Origin of the sequence: Variovorax sp. KBW07 (genome assembly GCF_003852515.1) — a bacterium.
Classification (GTDB): Bacteria; Pseudomonadota; Gammaproteobacteria; order Burkholderiales; family Burkholderiaceae_C; genus Variovorax.
Genome location: NZ_QAJK01000044.1, coordinates 61,222 through 77,841, shown reverse-complemented (window position 1 = coordinate 77,841; position 16,620 = coordinate 61,222). Strand labels below are relative to the sequence as shown.

The following is a 16,620-nucleotide window of genomic DNA, read 5'->3' as shown; positions in this document are numbered from 1 at the left end:
CCTTTCCGTCACTCGTTTCACTCATTTTTCACACGCGCCGTCGCCTTCTCTGGCGGTGGCGGAAGGCCAAGCAGCAACTCTTGGCCGTACCTGCTTGCTGGCCGATCAAAGCCCAAAGCCACGCCTTGCTCCACCCAGCGCCCGTAGTGCCTGGTGACCATTTCGGTTGTCTTGTGGCCGAGCAGCTTGGCAATGTATGCCGGATTCTCCCCTTGGCTTAACAGCTGGCTGGCGAACGTGTGCCGCATCTGGTACGGGTTGCGATATATCGTTTTGGATTTTGTGCAGGTGCGCTTCCACAAGCGCAGCAGTGACTGATCGGTCCACTCCTTCCCTGTGCGCGGGTTCAGAAATACCCGCCCATCGGCTTTTTCGGTGCGCTGCCGCTCGTCTTCCAAGGCCTGCTGAGCCGCCGGCAACAGCGGAATGGTCCGGATGCCGGCCTTTGTCTTAGTGCCTTTTTCCTCGCCTTCGACCACCGCGGTGTGCACGTAGATCGTCCACGCCACCAGATCGACATCGCGCCAGGACAGCGCGATGAGTTCGCTGGTGCGCAGCCCAGTGAAGGCCCAGAGCTGAAACGCCGCGCGTTCGGTGCCGTCCATGCTGACGAGGGCCGGCACCAGTTCCTCCAGCGTGTATGGATTCGGCGCGTAGTCGGTCGAGAGCGTCTCCCGTGGCAGCACCTTTTCAAGCTTGAGGCGGTCCAGAGGGTTGAACGCGATCACCTCGTCGGCCAGGGCTTCGGACAAGGCGTTTCGCAGCGGTAGTAGCAGGTTGCTCATGCGCTTGCGGGTCACCTTCTTGGTGGCGATCCACTCGCGAAGAATGCTCACGCTCAGGGCGGGCACCGTGAGCCCGCCAAACTGGGGGACCAACACGTTGTCAATCGCTTTGCGGTAACCGGTCCAGGTGCTGGGCTGCAGCGACGCCTTCGCTCGGTCCCGATAGCTTTCTAGCAATTCCTTGATCGTCGTGGTGCTAGTCACTCCCGTGCCGTGGCCGAAGATTTTGCATTTCGGCGATTGCGGAAAGTACTCGTTGTACCGAAAGCTGTTCTGCTCGATCTTCCGCAGGATCTCGCCGCGCAGCCGCTCTGCGTACAGGAGATTGGGGCGCGTGCCGGGGAGGTCTAGGATCTCCCGGCATTGGACCCCCTTGAAGCTGAAGGCGATACGGATGACTTCCTTGCGAGTGCGTTTCAGAACGGTGATGCCATCGTTCATCCACGCCCTCGTTTGGGAGGCGCGGTGACACGCCCTGCCGCCCAGTCGTTGACCGCCTGAATGTTGATCCAACTCTGTTTGCTGCCCACGGGGTGCCGGACATGCACGTCACGCAACCAGTGGCCACTACGCAGGCGCTTATCGACTGCATCAGGGGTTTCGCCGAAGAGTTCGCAATAGCGGTTGATGGGAACCCAGCCTAGAGCAATCACCGTCGTCATCGCTTCGAACCCTCCGCCAGGATGGCACGTACGATGGTGTTGCGCACCTTGCTGCGAGCAGCAACAGCATGGTGGGTCCAGAAGCCCGGATCTTCCTTGTCGATGTTCTCCATGACCTTGGAAGCGATCCAGTCGGCATCGATGGTGTCGTGGGGCTTGGGCACCAGGTGCAGCACCGGCCTGCGTTTCAGGTCGGTGCTCATTCGTTGGGCTCGTTCTCTGCCAGGGCGAGGGTAGCTTCGTCCAGGACGCTCAATGCCATCTCGAACAGCTTGCGCACGCCGGCAAGGATGAGGGCTTCATGCGAGCCGGCATCGTTGCTCACCTCCGAGCATGCACGGGCCACCGCAACTGCGCTGCTCATCGCGCCAGATGCCTCCTCACAGAGTGCCTTGGTATTGTCGTCTGCGGCGGAAAGCTTCTTGAGCGCGCCTTGAGCCAGTTCGAGCGCGGCGAAGTCCAGGGCAGAGCCGCTGTTGGCGGCGTAGTGATCGAGGATCTCGGTCGCGCAGCTCCATGTCCAGTAGGCCTCGAAGATCCGTTCGCCGGGATCGGCAGCAGTGCCGGCGGGCTCTGGCGGGGCCGTTGTAGCTGCCTGATCCTCGTCGTCCCAGCATGTTCCGTCTTCCCCGGCGATCCCGGGCTGCGTGTCGGCGAGCGTGAGTTCTTCGAAGTATTCCGGTTCGAGGACTTGCGGGCCGATGGCGCCGGACAGGACCGCCGTGAAGCCTTCGAACAAGGACTGCTCGCACATCGCCTCGACGAAGTAGTCGCCAACGACGTTGATCTGCCGTGCTCCCGCATCGCGATTTCTTCGCTGGCATTCACCAGCACTGGGGTTGCCGCGGCATTGCTTGAGCATTTCGACGGCGAGATCCCGGCCGCGCTGGAAGTCGTGCGCGTCGCCACCCTTGGGCAGCGCTCGAACTGCATCGTTGACCGAGTCCAGGGCGGTCTGGGCCGCGTCCAGCAGCGCAAATGCTTCTTCAAGCGTCGTATGCAGGACCGTGCCTTCTGCGAGCTTGATCGCGCCTTGGACACAGGCCAGCACCGGGAACAGCTTCTGATACACCCGCTGAGCATCCGCTTGCGTGAGGTCGTCACGCTGAATGACGCGACATGCTTCAAGGATCACGTCGTGGTTGATGTGGTCCAGCAGGGTGTCGATCGGTTCGCCGCGTTCTGCCGCGTCGTAGGCCGCTTCAAGCTTTTCTTCTGCCGTGCCGATCCATTGGCGGATGTCAGTGATGGTGACAGCGGACGGCTCATTCTCGATGGGCGTTATGGCCCTGTCGGGTTTGGAGGTGCTGGGCGCTTTACGAGGAGAAAGGATATCCATATTCGCTCCGTCAGGTTGATGACAGAGCGAGTTTAACTATGGTTAATAAAATATTCAACCATGGTTGTGTGATGGCTCCCATTGGCCAACCAGAATTCCCATCACAACAAACAAGTTCCTGATCGGCTCGTGTTGAGGGTTTAAGGGGGCCAGCCAGCGGCGTGAGCCCTCTTGCTTGAAAATTTTGAAGGTTACTTCTTCGGACGAAACGAGCTTGGCCAAGACAGGTATGCCATCCCAGGGCTTGTTGTCATGAAGCAAGGGATCGAAGTAAAGATGGGTTCCCGGGCGGAAAGATCTCATGCTGCCATGAGGCGAAACCATGCTGTCGCCGCGCGCTTCGACGCAGAAAGTCTCGGTACTGCAGCCGAATGGCGCCCAAACGAAGGTGTTCCCCTCAGGACGCTTCAGCCACTCTGACGCCCCCTTCCAAGTTGCCAGGGATTCCCAGGGGACCAGGGGCACCGTAGTTGCTCTTTCCTGGAGTTTCAACTCCATGGCTCCCTCGCCAGTGGCCAGCCATCGTGAATCTACGCCCAGGAAGTCAGCCGCTTTCGAGTTGTTGTATGCCGACAAACTGTTGGTCGTTCCATCCACTGCCTTGCTTATCGCTTGATACGAAACCCCGAGCGCCGTAGCCAGCGCTGACACCGAGACGTTCGCATGCTTCATGGCCTCGTTCAGGCGCGTCGTGTAATCAACCATGGTTAAATGATAGGGTAAATTAATTGACTCATGGTTGCTGTCGATTTGCAACTATGCTCCAATCGCGTGATGGAAAAGCATCGTGCGATTGAACTTCTGGGTGGATCTATCGCGTCCGCTGCGGAGGCCGTGGGTATCTCGTACTCGGCCGTATACAAGTGGCCAAGCATTCTGCCCCGCCGAATAGTGGACCGGGTAGAGGCCGCTGCCGCTCGGATCCGGGGTTTTGGGCAAACAAAGTGCACGCCAGAGAAACAGGATCTGACATGTGCTCCCAAGTAATAGACGCCTTGCAGACGGCACGAATGGCACTCGTCGTGAACCACAACGTTCTTGCGACTGATCGTCCGGACCTGCCACGGTCGCCTGAGACAGGATGGAGAACAAATTTCTTACGTGAGATTTCCGCTATCGACGAGGCCATCGAGGGCCTGATCGGGGATCTCCATACACCTCGCGAAGGTGATCGTTGTAGTAGGTGCCGGCAGAACGAGCAGAGCAGAGCCCTTGCCAAAGATGCAGGGGCACATTCGGGTAGTCGTAACCCTGATGAGGTTCGCTCGTGAACCAAAGCCGAAGCATTCGCGTAGCTGGCTCGTATGTTCCCTCGACCAAGGCAGTCGAGTTGAAGCGCTTGGATTCCATGCCGTCCCTCCATCGCGTGGATCTTTGTGGGGAAGCCCGACTCTACCTTGCAAGAAATAGACGGACGCAACGTCATTGCACGCGTCTACCTAGAAACGTGGGGCCTTTCCTCACGATATCGATTTGTTGGGCCGCGAACCGTACTTCTACATCGCCATCGAGCCAGCGAATCACTAATTTGCTCGTGCGCAGTATCACTCGCGCAGTAGGGCGTCCGTTCGGATCGGCGTTGGTACTCAGTGCAGTCCGTGTGCTGTCATGGATGAGGTATGGATCGTGGGCTGCAACTGGCATGGCATGGCGTGTGTTCATGGCTACGCAGTCTGGGCACACGTACCCGGAAGCGCCAGCAAGATGGATCGCACGCTCTTGCAGCGGCTGCAACCCGGTGCATGGCGTTGCAACCAAGCGCACACCGGTGCAAGGAGTTGGAACGTGATCGTCGAGCCACCCGAAGACCGGGCTCGCAAGATCGTCTCAAGCGTCCTCAAGGCGACTCAGCGTGATGCGTCTCAGACGGCCATAGCTGCCGCCATGGGTGTGAGCGAGTCCACCGTATCCCGGCTGCTCAGCGACCACCTCGACAAGCTTGCACTGGTGATGGCACACGCTGGCCTGCGCGTCGTCGGCCAAGACATGCGGTGCTTCCCGCCCGACTACGTAGACGCACTGCTTCTGATGGCCAAGCAACACCTGAGTGCCGTTCAGAGCGTTCGCACGCTGGAGTGGGATTGATGCGCCGCGCCATCTTGTGGCTTGCCCACTTCATCTACTGGCTGCGGGTGCACCGCGGCAACGTCAGCAACGCCCGCTGGGCGACCGATCACGAAATGGGAGCCTGGCGATGACCAGCGATGCACGAATCTCAACGGGCCTTCCTGCCCATCCCAAGACCAAGAAGCTGGTCCGGCGTGCGGGCGTCGCTGGTGCATGGCACCTCGTGTGCCTGTTCCTGTGGGCTGCTGATAACCGTAGCGACGGCGAACTGACCGGCATGAGCGATGAAGACATTGAGCTCGCTGTGGACTGGCCTGGAGAAGAGGGCGCCTTCGTGCGTGAACTCGTGGCAGTCGGCTTTCTGGATGGCCAGGAAGGCGAACGGTCCATCCACGATTGGGAAGAACACAACCCCTGGGCGGCGGGCAGCGATGCGCGTTCAGAGAAGTCTCGCTTTGCTGCGCTATGCAAGCAACACGGACGCGCGGAGGCTGCCCGGAAGATGCCCGAGTACGCGGCGCGCTTGCTTGCTGCAGTGCCAAATAGTGCCAGTGGCACTGCCACGGGCACTTCAGTCGCACTGCCCAAATCTGCCAATGGTGTTCCACCCGATGAATCTGGCAGTGCCCCGTCTCCGTCTCCGTCTCCGTCTCCGTCTCCGTCTCCGTCTCCGTCTCCGTTACCAAATACAGAACCCCCCCATACCCCCCAAGGGGGGAAGCGGGCTCGCAAGCCGAAGGCGGATCTCGCAGTCGTGATGCCGGGCTTCGAGGTGTTCTACGCTGCTTATCCCCGCAAGGTCGGCAAGGTTGCCGCGCAGAAGGTCTGGCTGAAGCTATCGCCCGACGAGGCGCTGCAGGCCACGATCCTGGGCGCGTTGGCGGCGCAGAGGCCACGCCTCGATTTCAGCGACGACAAGAAGCACATCCCGCACGCTTCGACGTGGCTCAACGGTGAGCGTTGGAACGATGAAATCCCGGGCGGGCGCGAGGCTGCACCGGTGGCTGCCGATGGCCGCGTTTGGTGGCAGGTGGCCGGGTTCGATTCTGTCGAACACGCGATGAATTTCCGCTGCAACATCGTCAACTTCAACGAGTTCCGCGACGGCAAGCGCACCACGCAGGAGGTGGCCGCATGACGCCGCAGCAACAGGCCCGGCAACTGGCGGACGCCGGCCGGTGCGAGCGCGAGGCGGCTGAGTTGCAGCGGCGCGCTGATCGCGAAAAGCTCACAGGAAAGCCATGGTGGGACATGCCGTGTCGGCGCGGCGAGTGTCCCGGCAGTCCTGGGCTCCCGTCCTCAATGACCGGATGCTGCGGCTGCCATCCTTACGCGCAGGCGCCAGAGGACGACGCATGAACGCCGCCGAGATCAGCCAGCGCCTGGCCAGCCAGGCCGAAGACATCGCGAAGGTGCTGCTGCGCGGCGGCAAGCGCAAGGGGCGCGAGTGGAAGGCCGGCAACACGTCGGGCGAGGCTGGCGATAGCCTGTCCGTGTGCGTGGTGGGCCACAAGGCCGGGATGTGGAAGGACTTCGCCAGCGGTGAGGGTGGCGACCTTATCGACCTGTGGATGGCCTGCCGCGGGCAGTCGATGGCCGAGGCGATGAAGGACATCAAGGCGCATCTGGGCATCCGCGACGAGGTTCTGAAACCACCCGAGAAGAAGTACCGCCGGCCGGAGAAGCCGGTCTGCCAGAAGCCGAAGCAGCGCGTGCACGAGTGGCTGACCGGCCGCGGGCTGCTGCCCGAGACGCTGGTGGCGTTCAAGATCGGCGAGCAGCTGCGTGGCGGTGCCGCCTACGCGGTCTTTCCTTTCATCGACGAATCCGGCGAGCTTGTGAACGTCAAGTACCGCAACGCGGACGAAAAAAAGGACATGCGCCAGGAGCCTGGCGCGGCTGCATGCCTGTTCGGCTGGCACCTGATCGACCCGAAGGCGCGCACGGTCACGATCACCGAAGGCGAGGTCGATGCCATGACGCTGCATCAGATGCGCGTGCCGGCGATGTCGGTGAATCAGGGCGCGGGCAATCATCAATGGATCGAGCACGACTGGGAAAAACTCGAGCGTTTCAGCGACATCCTGATCTGCTTCGACAACGACGAGGCGGGCGACAAGGGGGCGGCCGAGGTCATCAACCGCCTGGGCGTGGAGCGTTGCCGCCGCGTGCGGCTGGGCGCCAAGGATGCCAACCAGTGGCTGCAGGATGGCGCGGAAGCGGTGGACTTCCAACAGGCGATGGATGACGCACGGCCGCTCGATCCGGCCGAGTTGCGCAGCGCTGACGATTACACCGGGCAGGTGGAAAAGCTGTTCTATCCGCCCGAGGGTTCGCCCATCGACCCGCCGTTGTATCTCGATCAAGAGTTCGACTGGTTTCGATTTCGCGGGGGTGAATACACCTGCTGGACCGGCATCAACGGCCACGGCAAGAGCCTGATGCTCGACCAGATCCTGCTGGGCCTGATGCTGTACGGCGAGCGCGTGGTGGTCTTCTCGGGTGAGTTGCGCCCGTCCCGGCACCTGAAGCGTATCCACAAGCAGGCGACAGGGACCGGCATGCCGTCGCGCGAGTACATCCGTGCCGTCGGCGGCTGGCTGCGCGAGCGGCTGTGGATCTTCGACGTGTTGGGCATCGCGAAGCTCGACCGGTTGCTCGAAGTCTTCGCCTATGCCGCGCGCCGGTATGGCATCAGGCACTTCGTCATTGACAGCCTGATGATGATCGACGTTCCCCAGGACGGGCCCGGCGCCATCACCAAGCAGAACGAAGCGATGCAGAAGATCGTCGCGTTCAACAAGCAGCACAACGTACATGTCCACCTGGTCGCGCACCCGCGCAAGCTCAAGGACGAAGCCGAGGCCCCCAGCAAGATGGAGGTTGCTGGTGCCGGGGGCATCGTCAACGGCGCCGACAACGTGTTTTCGATCTGGCGTGCCCAGAAAGACGAGGCACCTGCGAACCCCCACGACGCCGACGCGATGGCGCGGTGGCAGGAAGAGCAGGACGGCATCGACGCCAAGCTGATCCTGCGCAAGCAGCGCGAGGATGGAGTTCAGGACTACACGCTGCGCCTGTGGTTCGACAAGCCTTCCATGCAGTACCGCTCCCAACCGAAGCGCTACCCGCTGCGCTTCGTCGAGTTTTCCACCCAAGACCGAGAGGCTGCCCAATGAGCATGCGCGAATTCGAACAGTACTTGAAGGCTTCCGACTTTTTCCACGATGCCATGAATACTCACCGCACTGCGACGGCCGAGGTGATCGCGAGTTTCGCGCTGCTGCTGAAGCAGGACGGGAAGGTCACTGACGCGCAACTAGACCGGTTACTCCGCCGCCTCGCCGATGCGACAGGGCGTCCCTCAGTGGATGGCAGTCGCCGCATCCTGGCTGCCCGCATCGAAGACACCGTTAAGGGCCGCGCATGAATGTCATCGAGCGCTACGCCAGCGCGGTTCGGTCAACGAACCTGGAGATCAACGAGCGCACGACCCGCTCGGACTCGGACGTGCTTGGAGCGATGGGACTAGCTTCGCGGCAATTCCCGCTTGCCGTGGCGCTGCAGCGGCTCTTCCTGGGCGACAGCATCGCTGCGCGTGAACTGGTTGAGATCCTGGCCGATGACGCCTGGCGGCAGGCGAGGGCGATGAAGGTAAGGCTCAACCGCGTGCAGGCCTACGACCTTGCTCACGGCTGCGTCGCTTGGCACCGAAACCCGACCTGCGACAACTGCGGCGGTCACGGGGCTACGGTGATCCCGGGTAGCAAGACACTGGGCGTGAAGTGCAAGCCCTGCAAGGGCACCGGTCGCACTTCGCTGAGCGCGCTGTTCAAGGAGCACGCCGAGATCGCCGACTGGCTCGTCGCCCACATGGAGAAGCACCAGGCGATGGCCGGCCCCGAGGCGATGAAGCAGATCGCTGGTTATCTCGATCTGAAAATCGCTGTCGTAGAGGCTGGAAAGTAAAAAGTCTTTACGAGGTCGGGGCTTCAGGCTTAAAATCGCGTCGCCTGTACAAATCCCGGGTGAGCCGGGAACAATAAGAGCAGCTCAACCCTTGATGGCGGAGCTATCTCTAAAGAATCCCCAACCCGCCCTGCGCAAGCCCGGCGGGTTTTTTGCGTACCTTTTCTACTTCCATTTGCCCGCGATCAAATCTCGAATCTCCTGAGAGAAGCCTGACAGCATTTGGTCAGACACCGCGATGGGTGGCGCATCATCGACGTGGGCCGCTATTCGTAGAAGTTCAGCCTTCGCGTCTGGAAGATGTTTGAGGATAGAAGCTACAGCCACTGTCAATGCGAAGAGGCGCATGTTCGTGTCTGTAGGCTGTTGATCGCTATCCATTTCGGATCCCCTATTGTTTGTTTTTCCGTGAGGGGACTTATCTAGACATTCGGGGGTTCCACAGCTTCATGACTGTCGTCAGGTTTTCCGTTGCGTTCGCCAGGTTTTGGAGTGCATGAAGAACTTCCGGGTCCGTTTGCTTTGCCTGGTATAGCGTCGAAATTAACTCCTGGACCTTCTTGACGTGCTCACTTGCCAATTCGAGATAGTGATTCTTGGCTTGTTCTTCGGACATAGGCTTCCTTGTCGGGGTGAGAAAGCTGCATCATAGAAGCGTCTGATTTTTTGTTGCTACTTGCCGAGGCGACTCTTCATTCCCGGGGTTTCCCCTAGTTGGGTTCACCAGCACGGTCCTCAGTTGTTGCATGCCAATGTTGGCGTGCAGGAGGATCGGATGGCTACTTTTAACGTGGGAGATCGGGTGATGCTGAAAAGCGGAAGCCCTGTGATGACTGTCAGCAGCGAGTTGGGGCATGATGGCAAGGTCCAGTGCAACTATTTCAATGGGGCTGAGCTTAAGATAGTTCGCCTCGATCCTAAAACGCTAGAGGCGTATAAAAACGAGTAGTTCTTAACTTGTTCTGCACGAGCCGCCCATTGAGGCGGCTTTTTTAATGGTGAAGAAAGATCAGGGGCTGGAGATTGCGCTCCAGCCCCTTCACTTACAGCAGGATCATGAGAATCGTCAGGATCGTCGCCGCCGAAACGGACAGACTTACCTTCAGCTTCCCAAACTGCAAACTAACTTTGATCACGGCTTGCGCCTCCAATCAGAGCCAGCTGGCCAGCCAACAGTTACGAGGGCTTGATTTATCGTGCCGTGCCAGACACTAGCCCTTTCACTGCGCGCGCAGCTTCTGGAGCGATCCGGCTTGGTCCGCTTCGATTGGTCGTCAGAACGCCATGCTATTTGCTAACGCTGGGTGGGCCACTCGCCCTGTCAGCGTTCCTGGAGCTACCAGTCCGCCCTTCTGACTTCTCTGCTTTCCGTACCTTCAGCCGCCTCTCAAAGCGGCATTCGGATGCTGAGATACACCCTGAGGGCGGTCTAGTTGCCCAGGTTATCGCCCCTGTTCGGAAGGTAATGGCGACGGCAAATGCTGTCAATCGAGTAGACCTCTAGTCGATTGACGCTCTGCCGCCGTGCATCTTCTTGCGCGCCAAGAGGCGAGAGAATGAGGCATGAAAACTGCCGAACTCGATGGCGCACTGCTTGACTACTGGGCTATGCGTGCCTTGGGTTGCGAGCGTGCTGGTGATCTCCCGCTTGGAGCTACAGGCTGCTTTGCAGATGGCAAGCCATTGCCGTGGAATCCATCCGAGAACTGGGCCCAGGCGGGCCCGATCATCGAACGCGAGAAGATCATGGTGGCGTGGAATGGTGGTCACTGGATCGCCGGCGTCACAGCGCACGTGGAGCGGGCTGACGGCCGAGTGTGGAAAGCGGAGACGGCGCTCTCGGCTGCCATGCGTGCCTACGTAGCTTCGAAGTTCGGTGATGAGGTGTCGGACGAACCGAACGCCTAGTTGTTTCCGATGCGGAGTTCCTTCGCCGGCCGTCAAGCCCGCCCTTCGCAAGACCGGCGGGCTTCTTGTTTCTGAAGCGGACTCTCAGCGCTTCTCAGTTGAATTCCTACGAAGCGCGTCTGGTCTCAACTCTTTTTTGCGAGTCCTTCGACGACGTTCGTCAGATTCTCGATGGCGCCGTGTACGTGTCGCATCAGCTCACGCAGTTCTCCGGCGGTGATCTGACCAGTGTTATTCAGTCGCTCGCTCATCAAGTGGGCCCCATGGTTTAGTGAGTCCAAGTGGCCGCGCACGGTTTCCAAACTTGTCATTAGGTGGTCTCCAGTGGGTTGAATGCCCACTGTAAGACATGCGCCCTGCGTACAGCTTCGGACAAGCCACGAGGCACCCGAAAGGAATCACGATGAAGATTCGCAAAACTTGCGGGCACGGCCAGATGCTGCCCAGCGGCTACGGCATTGCCTGGGTGGACTTCGGCCGGGACACGGCAGTCTGCTACCCGGTGCCGTTCAACCTGGTGGCCGCCTTCCTGCGTGGCGCCTGGTGCTTCATGCGCGTGGGCTTTCGCCCGGTGCGGGGCAACCCGCGCGACGCCTTCCTGCAAGGCTACTGGCAGGGCCGCGCCGACCGTGATCAGCCGCCCGAGTGGCGCCGGGGGGGCTTCTGATGGCCCGGCCGAGCAAGTTCAAAGACGAGTTCATCCTGCAGGCGAAGAAGCTCTGCAAGCTGGGTGCCACCGACATCGAGGTGGCCGACTTCTTCGCCATCGACGTGCGCACGCTGTACCGCTGGAAGGGCGAGCAGCCGAAGTTTTGTCAGGCCCTAAAAGCCGGGAAGAACGAGGCTGATGATCGTGTCGAACGCAGCCTGTTCGCGCGGGCCACCGGCTACGAGCACGACGAGACGGACATTCGGGTCGTCAACAACAAAATCGTCAAGACCCGCATCCGGAAGATCTATCCGCCGGACACCACGGCCGCGATCTTCTGGGTGAAGAACCGCCGGCCCGACGAGTGGCGCGAGGCTAAGTCGGTGGAACTGACCGGCAAGAATGGCGGCCCGGTGCAGTATTCGAAGGTCGAGCGCACCATTGTTGATCCGGCCCCGCCGAAGCCGTGAAGACTTTGAACCTGCAGACGGCGCGAGTGTTCGTGCCGCTGCTGGAGCCTGCGCGCTACAAAGGCGCATGGGGCGGCCGTGGCTCGGGAAAGTCGCACTTCTTCGGCGAAAAGCTGATAGAGGACTGCATGGCCGAGCCAGGCGAGTCCGCCGGCGAGGGAATGCGCGCGGTGTGCATCCGCGAGGTGCAGAAAGACCTGGCGCAGTCGTCCAAGGCGCTGATCGAGGCGAAGCTACGCGCGAACCGCATCACCGAAGCTGACGGCTTCAAGGTGTTCCGCGACTGCATCCAGTTGCCCGGCGACGGGCTGATGATCTTCAAAGGGATGCAGGACTACACGGCCGAGAGCGTGAAGTCGCTGGAGAACTTCAAACGGGCATGGTGGGAGGAAGCGCAGACCGCCACGCAGAACTCTCTGGATCTGTTGCGGCCAACGATTCGCGCGCCTGGGTCCGAACTGTGGTTCAGCTGGAATGCACGCAGGCGCACGGATGCGGTGGACATGATGCTGCGCGGGCTTGAGCTGCCGACTGGTGCCCAGGTGGTGAAGGCGAACTGGCGCGATAACCCGTGGTTCACGGCGGAGCTTGAGCAGGAGCGCTTGGATTGCCTGCGCATGCAGCCGGACCAGTACGACCATATCTGGGAGGGCGGCTACGTCACGGTGATGTCGGGCGCGTATTACGCCGCCGTCATCAACGAGGCAAGGCTGCAGCAGCGATTCGGCCGCGTGGCCGCTGACCCGCTGATGACCCTGCGCGTCTTTTGCGACATCGGCGGCACTGGCGCCAAGGCCGACGCCTTCACGATGTGGGTGGCGCAGTTCATTGGCAAAGAAATTCGCGTCCTCGACTACTACGAAGCGGTGGGCCAGCCGCTCGCCGTGCATCTGGCCTGGCTGCGCTCGCGCGGCTACACGCCGGAGAAGGCGCAGATCTGGCTGCCGCACGACGGCTCGACGCAGGACAAGGTGCATGACGTTTCCTACGAAAGTGCCATGCAGGCCGCGGGCTACTCGGTCACCGTGATCCCGAACCAAGGCAAGGGCGCAGCTGCTGCGCGCATCGAGGCAGGCCGGCGCCTGTTCCCGTCGATGTGGTTCAACGAGGCCAGCACCGAAGCCGGCGTGGCCGCACTCGGTTGGTATCACGAGAAGCGCGACGAGAAGCGAAACATCGGCCTCGGCCCCGAACACGACTGGGCCAGCCACGGCGCCGACGCCTTCGGCCTGATGTGCGTGGCCTACGAAGAGCCTGTGGTGATGAAGCCTCTCAAGTATCCGAAGCAAAACAACGCATGAAGGAAACGACATGAACAACATTGCACCAGCACGGCGTTTCAGTCGCGCGCAGGAGGCCTGACCGTGGCCGCCGCAAAGAGCAAGACCCTGCACTACCCCAAGGGGTGGCGTGCGGGCCCGCAAAAGCTCGCGCCGAAGGTCTTCATTCCCGAGAAGTCGGGCACCTACGTGAAGAAGCGCCAGCTTCCCCCTCCCTGATATGACCACTGCATCCAAGCCCATGACGGAAGCCGACCTGAAGGCGCTTGTCGATACCGAGCTCGCCCAGGCGCTCGGCCTCGACAGTACCAAGCTGGCCGAGCAGCGCCGCAAGGCCGTGGCCTACTACTACGCCGAGCCCGAAGGCGACCTCGCGCCGCCGGAGATCGTGGGCCGCTCGAAGGTCGTTTCGCCGGACGTGCGCAACACCATCGAGTCGATGCTGCCGCAGCTGGTGGTTAAGTTCGTGGGCGGCGACAAGGTGGTGCAGTTCGAGCCCACGAAGCCGGGCGACGAATCGAAAGCCGACTCGGCGACCAAGTACCTGAATCACCTGTTCTTCAAGAAGAACAACGGGCACACCATCACGGTGTCATGGGCGAAAGACGGCCTGTTGTCCAAGCGCGGCGTGTTGAAGTGCTGGTGGGACATGCGCCACGAAGAGAAGCGCGAAGAGTACGTGGGCATGACGAAGATCGAGCTGGCAAAGCTGCTGGACGATCCCGAGGTCGAAATCATCGACCACAAGGCGTATCCCGACGAAGACGACGCAAAGAAGCGCGCGGAAGCGGTGGCCGCGTTGCAGCAGCAACTTCAGCAGGCGATGCAGGCCGCGCAGCAGCCGCCAGCCGGCCCGCCACAGGGCCAAGGTGCTCCGGGCGCTCCTGGTGGGCCTGGCCAGCAGCAGCCACCCGCAGAGCCGATGGGCGCCGCGCAGCCGGGCCAGCCGCCACGCCCGCCACAGCAAGGCCCGGCCGGCGCTGTTGCCGCGATTCAGGCCCAGATCCTGATGATCGAGCAGCAGCCGCAGGCAATGCTCTACGACGTGGGCTGCAAGATCACCCGCAAGGGCGGCAAGCTGACCATCGAGGGCGTGCCGTCCGAAGAATTCATCATCTCGCGCGGCGCCAAGAGCATCGCGGAAGCCCGTCTTGTCGGCCACCGCGTCAAGCGCACGCTGTCCGAGCTCAAGTCCATGGGCTACAAGAACATCGACGACCTGGTGGCCGATGACTCCGAGGGCGACAGCAATGCGGAGCGCCTGGAGCGCGATCACTTCGACGATACGGGCTCGAACTACGAGGCGAGCAACACCACCGACCGTTCACAGTTCACCGTGTGGGTGAAAGAGTGTTACCTGCGCGTCGATTACGACGGCGACGGCATCGCCGAGCTGCGCAAGATCGTGCGATGCGGCGACCGGATTCTCGACAACGAAATCGTCGATGAAGCGCCGTTCGTCAGCTGGTGCCCGGTGCCGATGCCGCATAAGTTCTGGGGCCTGTCCGTCGCCGATCTGGCGATGCCTGGTCAGAAGACGAAGACCAGCATCGTGCGCGGCCAGCTGGACAACATGTATTTGCAGGTCAACGGCCGATACTTCGGCGTGAAGGGCAAAGTCGATTTCGATAGCCTGCTCGACAGCCGGCCCGGCGGCGTGGTGCTGATGGATGCACCCGGCATGGCCGGCCGCTTGGATCAAGGCGCGGGCGACCTGGGCGCCGCAGCGCAGCTGATGGAGCAGGAGGAACAGGCGCTCGAAAACTCGACCGGCTGGACCCGCTACAGCCAGGGCAACGATGCCAAGGGCCTGAACGACACGCTCGGCGGCGTGCAGATCATCACGAACAAGGCCGACATGCGCACGGACCTGATGGCGCGCAACCTGGCCGAAGGATTCGTAGACCTGTTCAAGATGATGCTGAAGCTGGTCTGCCAGAACCAGAAGAAAGCCGAGTTGGTGCAGATCGCCGGCGAGTGGGTCGAAATGGACCCGCGCGAGTGGAAAAACCAGTTCGACACCGACATCAACGTCGGGCTGGGCGTGGGCAATAAAGACCAGCAGGTCGGGCACCTGATGGGGCTGCGGCAACTGCAGGTGAGCGGGCTGCAGTGGGGCACCGCGACCCCGAAGAAGATCTACGAGCTCGATACCGAAATCGCGAAGACGATGGGCTTCAAGTCGGGTGATCGCTTCTTCAACGACCCCGAGAAGAACCCGCCGCCGCAGCAAGGTCCGAACCCTGGCCAGCTTCAGATGCAGATGCAGCAGGCGCAGTTTCAGCACGAGGCCGCGCTCGAAAAGATGCGGCTGCAGTTCAAGGCGCAGAGCGAAGCACAGGGCCGCGAGCAACAGGCCCAGCTGGAGGCGATGCGCGCGCAGATGCAGCGCGAGACGGACGCAAACCGGCAGGAGCTGGAAGCCCGGCAACACGCCATGAAGCTGGAGCAAGAGGCCCAGGTGCATTCGCTGCGGATGCAGTACGAGGACATCGCCAAGCAACGCGACGACGCGTTCCAGCGCTGGAAGACCGAACTGGAGCAAGCCGTGAAGGTGCAAACCGCCAACATTTCCAGCAAGGCGAAGCTGGACGACCCCGCCACACAGGCAGCAACCGGTGAGATCGCCCGCGAGGTGCAGCCATGATTCAACGAGTCCGCACTGCGCTGGCCGCCGTCCGCGCCTTCTTCACGCCCGCATGGGAGGTGCGCGAGGAAGTCGTGGGCGGTGACACCTGTTTCTGCATCTACCGCCGCTGCATGGGCGCCGTAGCGTTCTTCGAGCGCTGGGGCTCGCTGGGCACCGCAGCGGGCCGCCTAGTCGAGTTGCAGGGCAAGACGCCGAGCGGCGTTCCCGTCGCTGCCGACCGCATCGCGCAGGCCCTGGCATCTGGTGCGGCCGATGAATCGGCGACCACACCCGCCGCGCGTGCGTACCGCGGCAACCGTGCCCGCGAAGTTCTCGAGAACGAGGCCTTTGCATGGGCGTTCCATTCCCTCAAGACGGAGATCATCGAATCATGGCAAAGAGCACCCGAACAGGACCCGCAGGGGCGGGAAAAGTTGTGGCTGTCGCTGAAGTTGCTGCAGAAGGTCCACGCGAACCTGCAGTCTCGGCTGGAGACGGGCAAGATGGCTCGGCTGGAGCTGGAGCATCAGGCGGAACTGGAGAAGCAGGCGAAGGTGTGGCTGGAGTGAATCCGGTGTTCGACATGGGCAGTCCGCCCGATGCGCATCTGCTGGACACCAGCACGACCCCGGCTCCCGATGTCTCGAATGACGGCGGCGGCTGGCCGAAGGTCGAAGCCGAAATCATGCAGCGCAACGCACCCACGCACCAGATTGCCACCGTGTGGCACCCGGGTGCGCGCGGCGACGTGGTGACGACGGAGCATGGCAATGTGCGCGTGCTGATCGGCGACACAGCCGAGTACCAATTGAGCACGGGCGAGAAGATCGCGCTCTAAAATTCAGGCGGGAGGCGGCTCGCC

Annotated in this window: 20 protein-coding genes; 13 read left to right on the top strand and 7 right to left on the bottom strand. The window is 61.6% G+C overall.

From position 1 onward, the window contains the following. Positions 1–17 precede the first annotated feature (17 nt). From DBV14_RS09670 to DBV14_RS34205, 6 genes are all read right to left on the bottom strand, one after another. A complete protein-coding gene (locus tag DBV14_RS09670; protein ID WP_124458971.1) occupies positions 18–1,226 on the bottom strand; it encodes a tyrosine-type recombinase/integrase in 1,209 nt (402 codons plus the stop codon). After that, the gene (locus tag DBV14_RS09665; RefSeq protein WP_124458970.1) at positions 1,223–1,447 is read right to left on the bottom strand and encodes an excisionase; all 225 of its coding nucleotides are present in this window, start codon (positions 1,445–1,447) and stop codon (positions 1,223–1,225) included. Before DBV14_RS09665 ends, DBV14_RS09670 begins: the two co-directional genes overlap by 4 nt. Then, entirely contained in the window at positions 1,444–1,650 is a 207-nt protein-coding gene (locus DBV14_RS09660) for a hypothetical protein (RefSeq protein ID WP_124458969.1), read from the bottom strand. Before DBV14_RS09660 ends, DBV14_RS09665 begins: the two co-directional genes overlap by 4 nt. After that, positions 1,647–2,786 carry a hypothetical protein gene (locus DBV14_RS09655; protein WP_124458968.1) on the bottom strand — a complete coding sequence of 380 codons (1,140 nt, stop codon included), beginning with the start codon at positions 2,784–2,786 and terminating at the stop codon, positions 1,647–1,649. Before DBV14_RS09655 ends, DBV14_RS09660 begins: the two co-directional genes overlap by 4 nt. A 54-nt stretch (positions 2,787–2,840) precedes the next feature. Beyond that, positions 2,841–3,542 carry a LexA family transcriptional regulator gene (locus DBV14_RS09650; protein ID WP_124458967.1) on the bottom strand — a complete coding sequence of 234 codons (702 nt, stop codon included), beginning with the start codon at positions 3,540–3,542 and terminating at the stop codon, positions 2,841–2,843. Positions 3,543–3,899: 357 nt separating this feature from the next. Further along, positions 3,900–4,136: a KTSC domain-containing protein gene (locus DBV14_RS34205; protein ID WP_124458965.1), complete on the bottom strand. Its 237-nt coding sequence runs from the start codon at positions 4,134–4,136 to the stop codon at positions 3,900–3,902. Positions 4,137–4,490: 354 nt separating this feature from the next. Between DBV14_RS34205 and DBV14_RS09635 the strand changes: the two genes are divergently transcribed. The 6 genes from DBV14_RS09635 (at position 4,491) to DBV14_RS09600 (ending at position 10,730) form a co-directional block, all read left to right on the top strand. Then, positions 4,491–4,871: a helix-turn-helix domain-containing protein gene (locus DBV14_RS09635; protein WP_124458964.1), complete on the top strand. Its 381-nt coding sequence runs from the start codon at positions 4,491–4,493 to the stop codon at positions 4,869–4,871. Positions 4,872–4,980: 109 nt separating this feature from the next. Continuing rightward, the gene (locus DBV14_RS33365) at positions 4,981–5,991 is read left to right on the top strand and encodes a hypothetical protein (protein WP_185545981.1); all 1,011 of its coding nucleotides are present in this window, start codon (positions 4,981–4,983) and stop codon (positions 5,989–5,991) included. A 103-nt stretch (positions 5,992–6,094) separates the two neighbouring features. Further along, positions 6,095–8,032: a toprim domain-containing protein gene (locus DBV14_RS09620; protein ID WP_260396889.1), complete on the top strand. Its 1,938-nt coding sequence runs from the start codon at positions 6,095–6,097 to the stop codon at positions 8,030–8,032. Further along, positions 8,029–8,283, top strand: coding sequence for a hypothetical protein (locus DBV14_RS09615; RefSeq protein ID WP_124458961.1), 255 nt, complete (start codon positions 8,029–8,031; stop codon positions 8,281–8,283). The genes DBV14_RS09620 and DBV14_RS09615 overlap by 4 nt, the downstream gene beginning before the upstream one ends. Beyond that, positions 8,280–8,822 carry a hypothetical protein gene (locus DBV14_RS09610; RefSeq protein ID WP_124458960.1) on the top strand — a complete coding sequence of 181 codons (543 nt, stop codon included), beginning with the start codon at positions 8,280–8,282 and terminating at the stop codon, positions 8,820–8,822. Before DBV14_RS09615 ends, DBV14_RS09610 begins: the two co-directional genes overlap by 4 nt. A gap of 1,563 nt (positions 8,823–10,385) precedes the next feature. Next, positions 10,386–10,730, top strand: a complete 345-nt coding sequence (locus tag DBV14_RS09600) for a phage protein NinX family protein (protein ID WP_124458958.1) — start codon at positions 10,386–10,388, stop codon at positions 10,728–10,730. 125 nt (positions 10,731–10,855) lie between these two features. On the opposite strand, the gene DBV14_RS09595 is transcribed toward DBV14_RS09600, so the two are convergent. Continuing rightward, positions 10,856–11,041 carry a hypothetical protein gene (locus tag DBV14_RS09595; RefSeq protein ID WP_124458957.1) on the bottom strand — a complete coding sequence of 62 codons (186 nt, stop codon included), beginning with the start codon at positions 11,039–11,041 and terminating at the stop codon, positions 10,856–10,858. A 92-nt stretch (positions 11,042–11,133) separates the two neighbouring features. On the opposite strand from DBV14_RS09595, the gene DBV14_RS09590 reads away from it, so the two are divergent. The 7 genes from DBV14_RS09590 to DBV14_RS09565 all read left to right on the top strand — a co-directional run bounded on the left by DBV14_RS09590 (position 11,134) and on the right by DBV14_RS09565 (position 16,596). Next, a complete protein-coding gene (locus tag DBV14_RS09590) occupies positions 11,134–11,397 on the top strand; it encodes a hypothetical protein (RefSeq protein ID WP_124458956.1) in 264 nt (87 codons plus the stop codon). Beyond that, positions 11,397–11,849, top strand: a complete 453-nt coding sequence (locus DBV14_RS09585) for a terminase (protein ID WP_124458955.1) — start codon at positions 11,397–11,399, stop codon at positions 11,847–11,849. The genes DBV14_RS09590 and DBV14_RS09585 overlap by 1 nt, the downstream gene beginning before the upstream one ends. After that, positions 11,846–13,150, top strand: coding sequence for a PBSX family phage terminase large subunit (locus DBV14_RS09580; protein WP_124458954.1), 1,305 nt, complete (start codon positions 11,846–11,848; stop codon positions 13,148–13,150). Before DBV14_RS09585 ends, DBV14_RS09580 begins: the two co-directional genes overlap by 4 nt. A gap of 63 nt (positions 13,151–13,213) precedes the next feature. Further along, positions 13,214–13,348, top strand: coding sequence for a hypothetical protein (locus DBV14_RS33835; RefSeq protein ID WP_260396888.1), 135 nt, complete (start codon positions 13,214–13,216; stop codon positions 13,346–13,348). 1 nt (position 13,349) lies between these two features. Then, on the top strand, positions 13,350–15,776 hold the full coding sequence (locus tag DBV14_RS09575; protein ID WP_124458953.1) for a hypothetical protein: 2,427 nt from the start codon (positions 13,350–13,352) through the stop codon (positions 15,774–15,776). Beyond that, a complete protein-coding gene (locus DBV14_RS09570; protein ID WP_124458952.1) occupies positions 15,773–16,327 on the top strand; it encodes a hypothetical protein in 555 nt (184 codons plus the stop codon). The genes DBV14_RS09575 and DBV14_RS09570 overlap by 4 nt, the downstream gene beginning before the upstream one ends. Next, positions 16,324–16,596: a hypothetical protein gene (locus DBV14_RS09565; RefSeq protein ID WP_148092434.1), complete on the top strand. Its 273-nt coding sequence runs from the start codon at positions 16,324–16,326 to the stop codon at positions 16,594–16,596. The genes DBV14_RS09570 and DBV14_RS09565 overlap by 4 nt, the downstream gene beginning before the upstream one ends. Positions 16,597–16,620 lie beyond the last annotated feature (24 nt).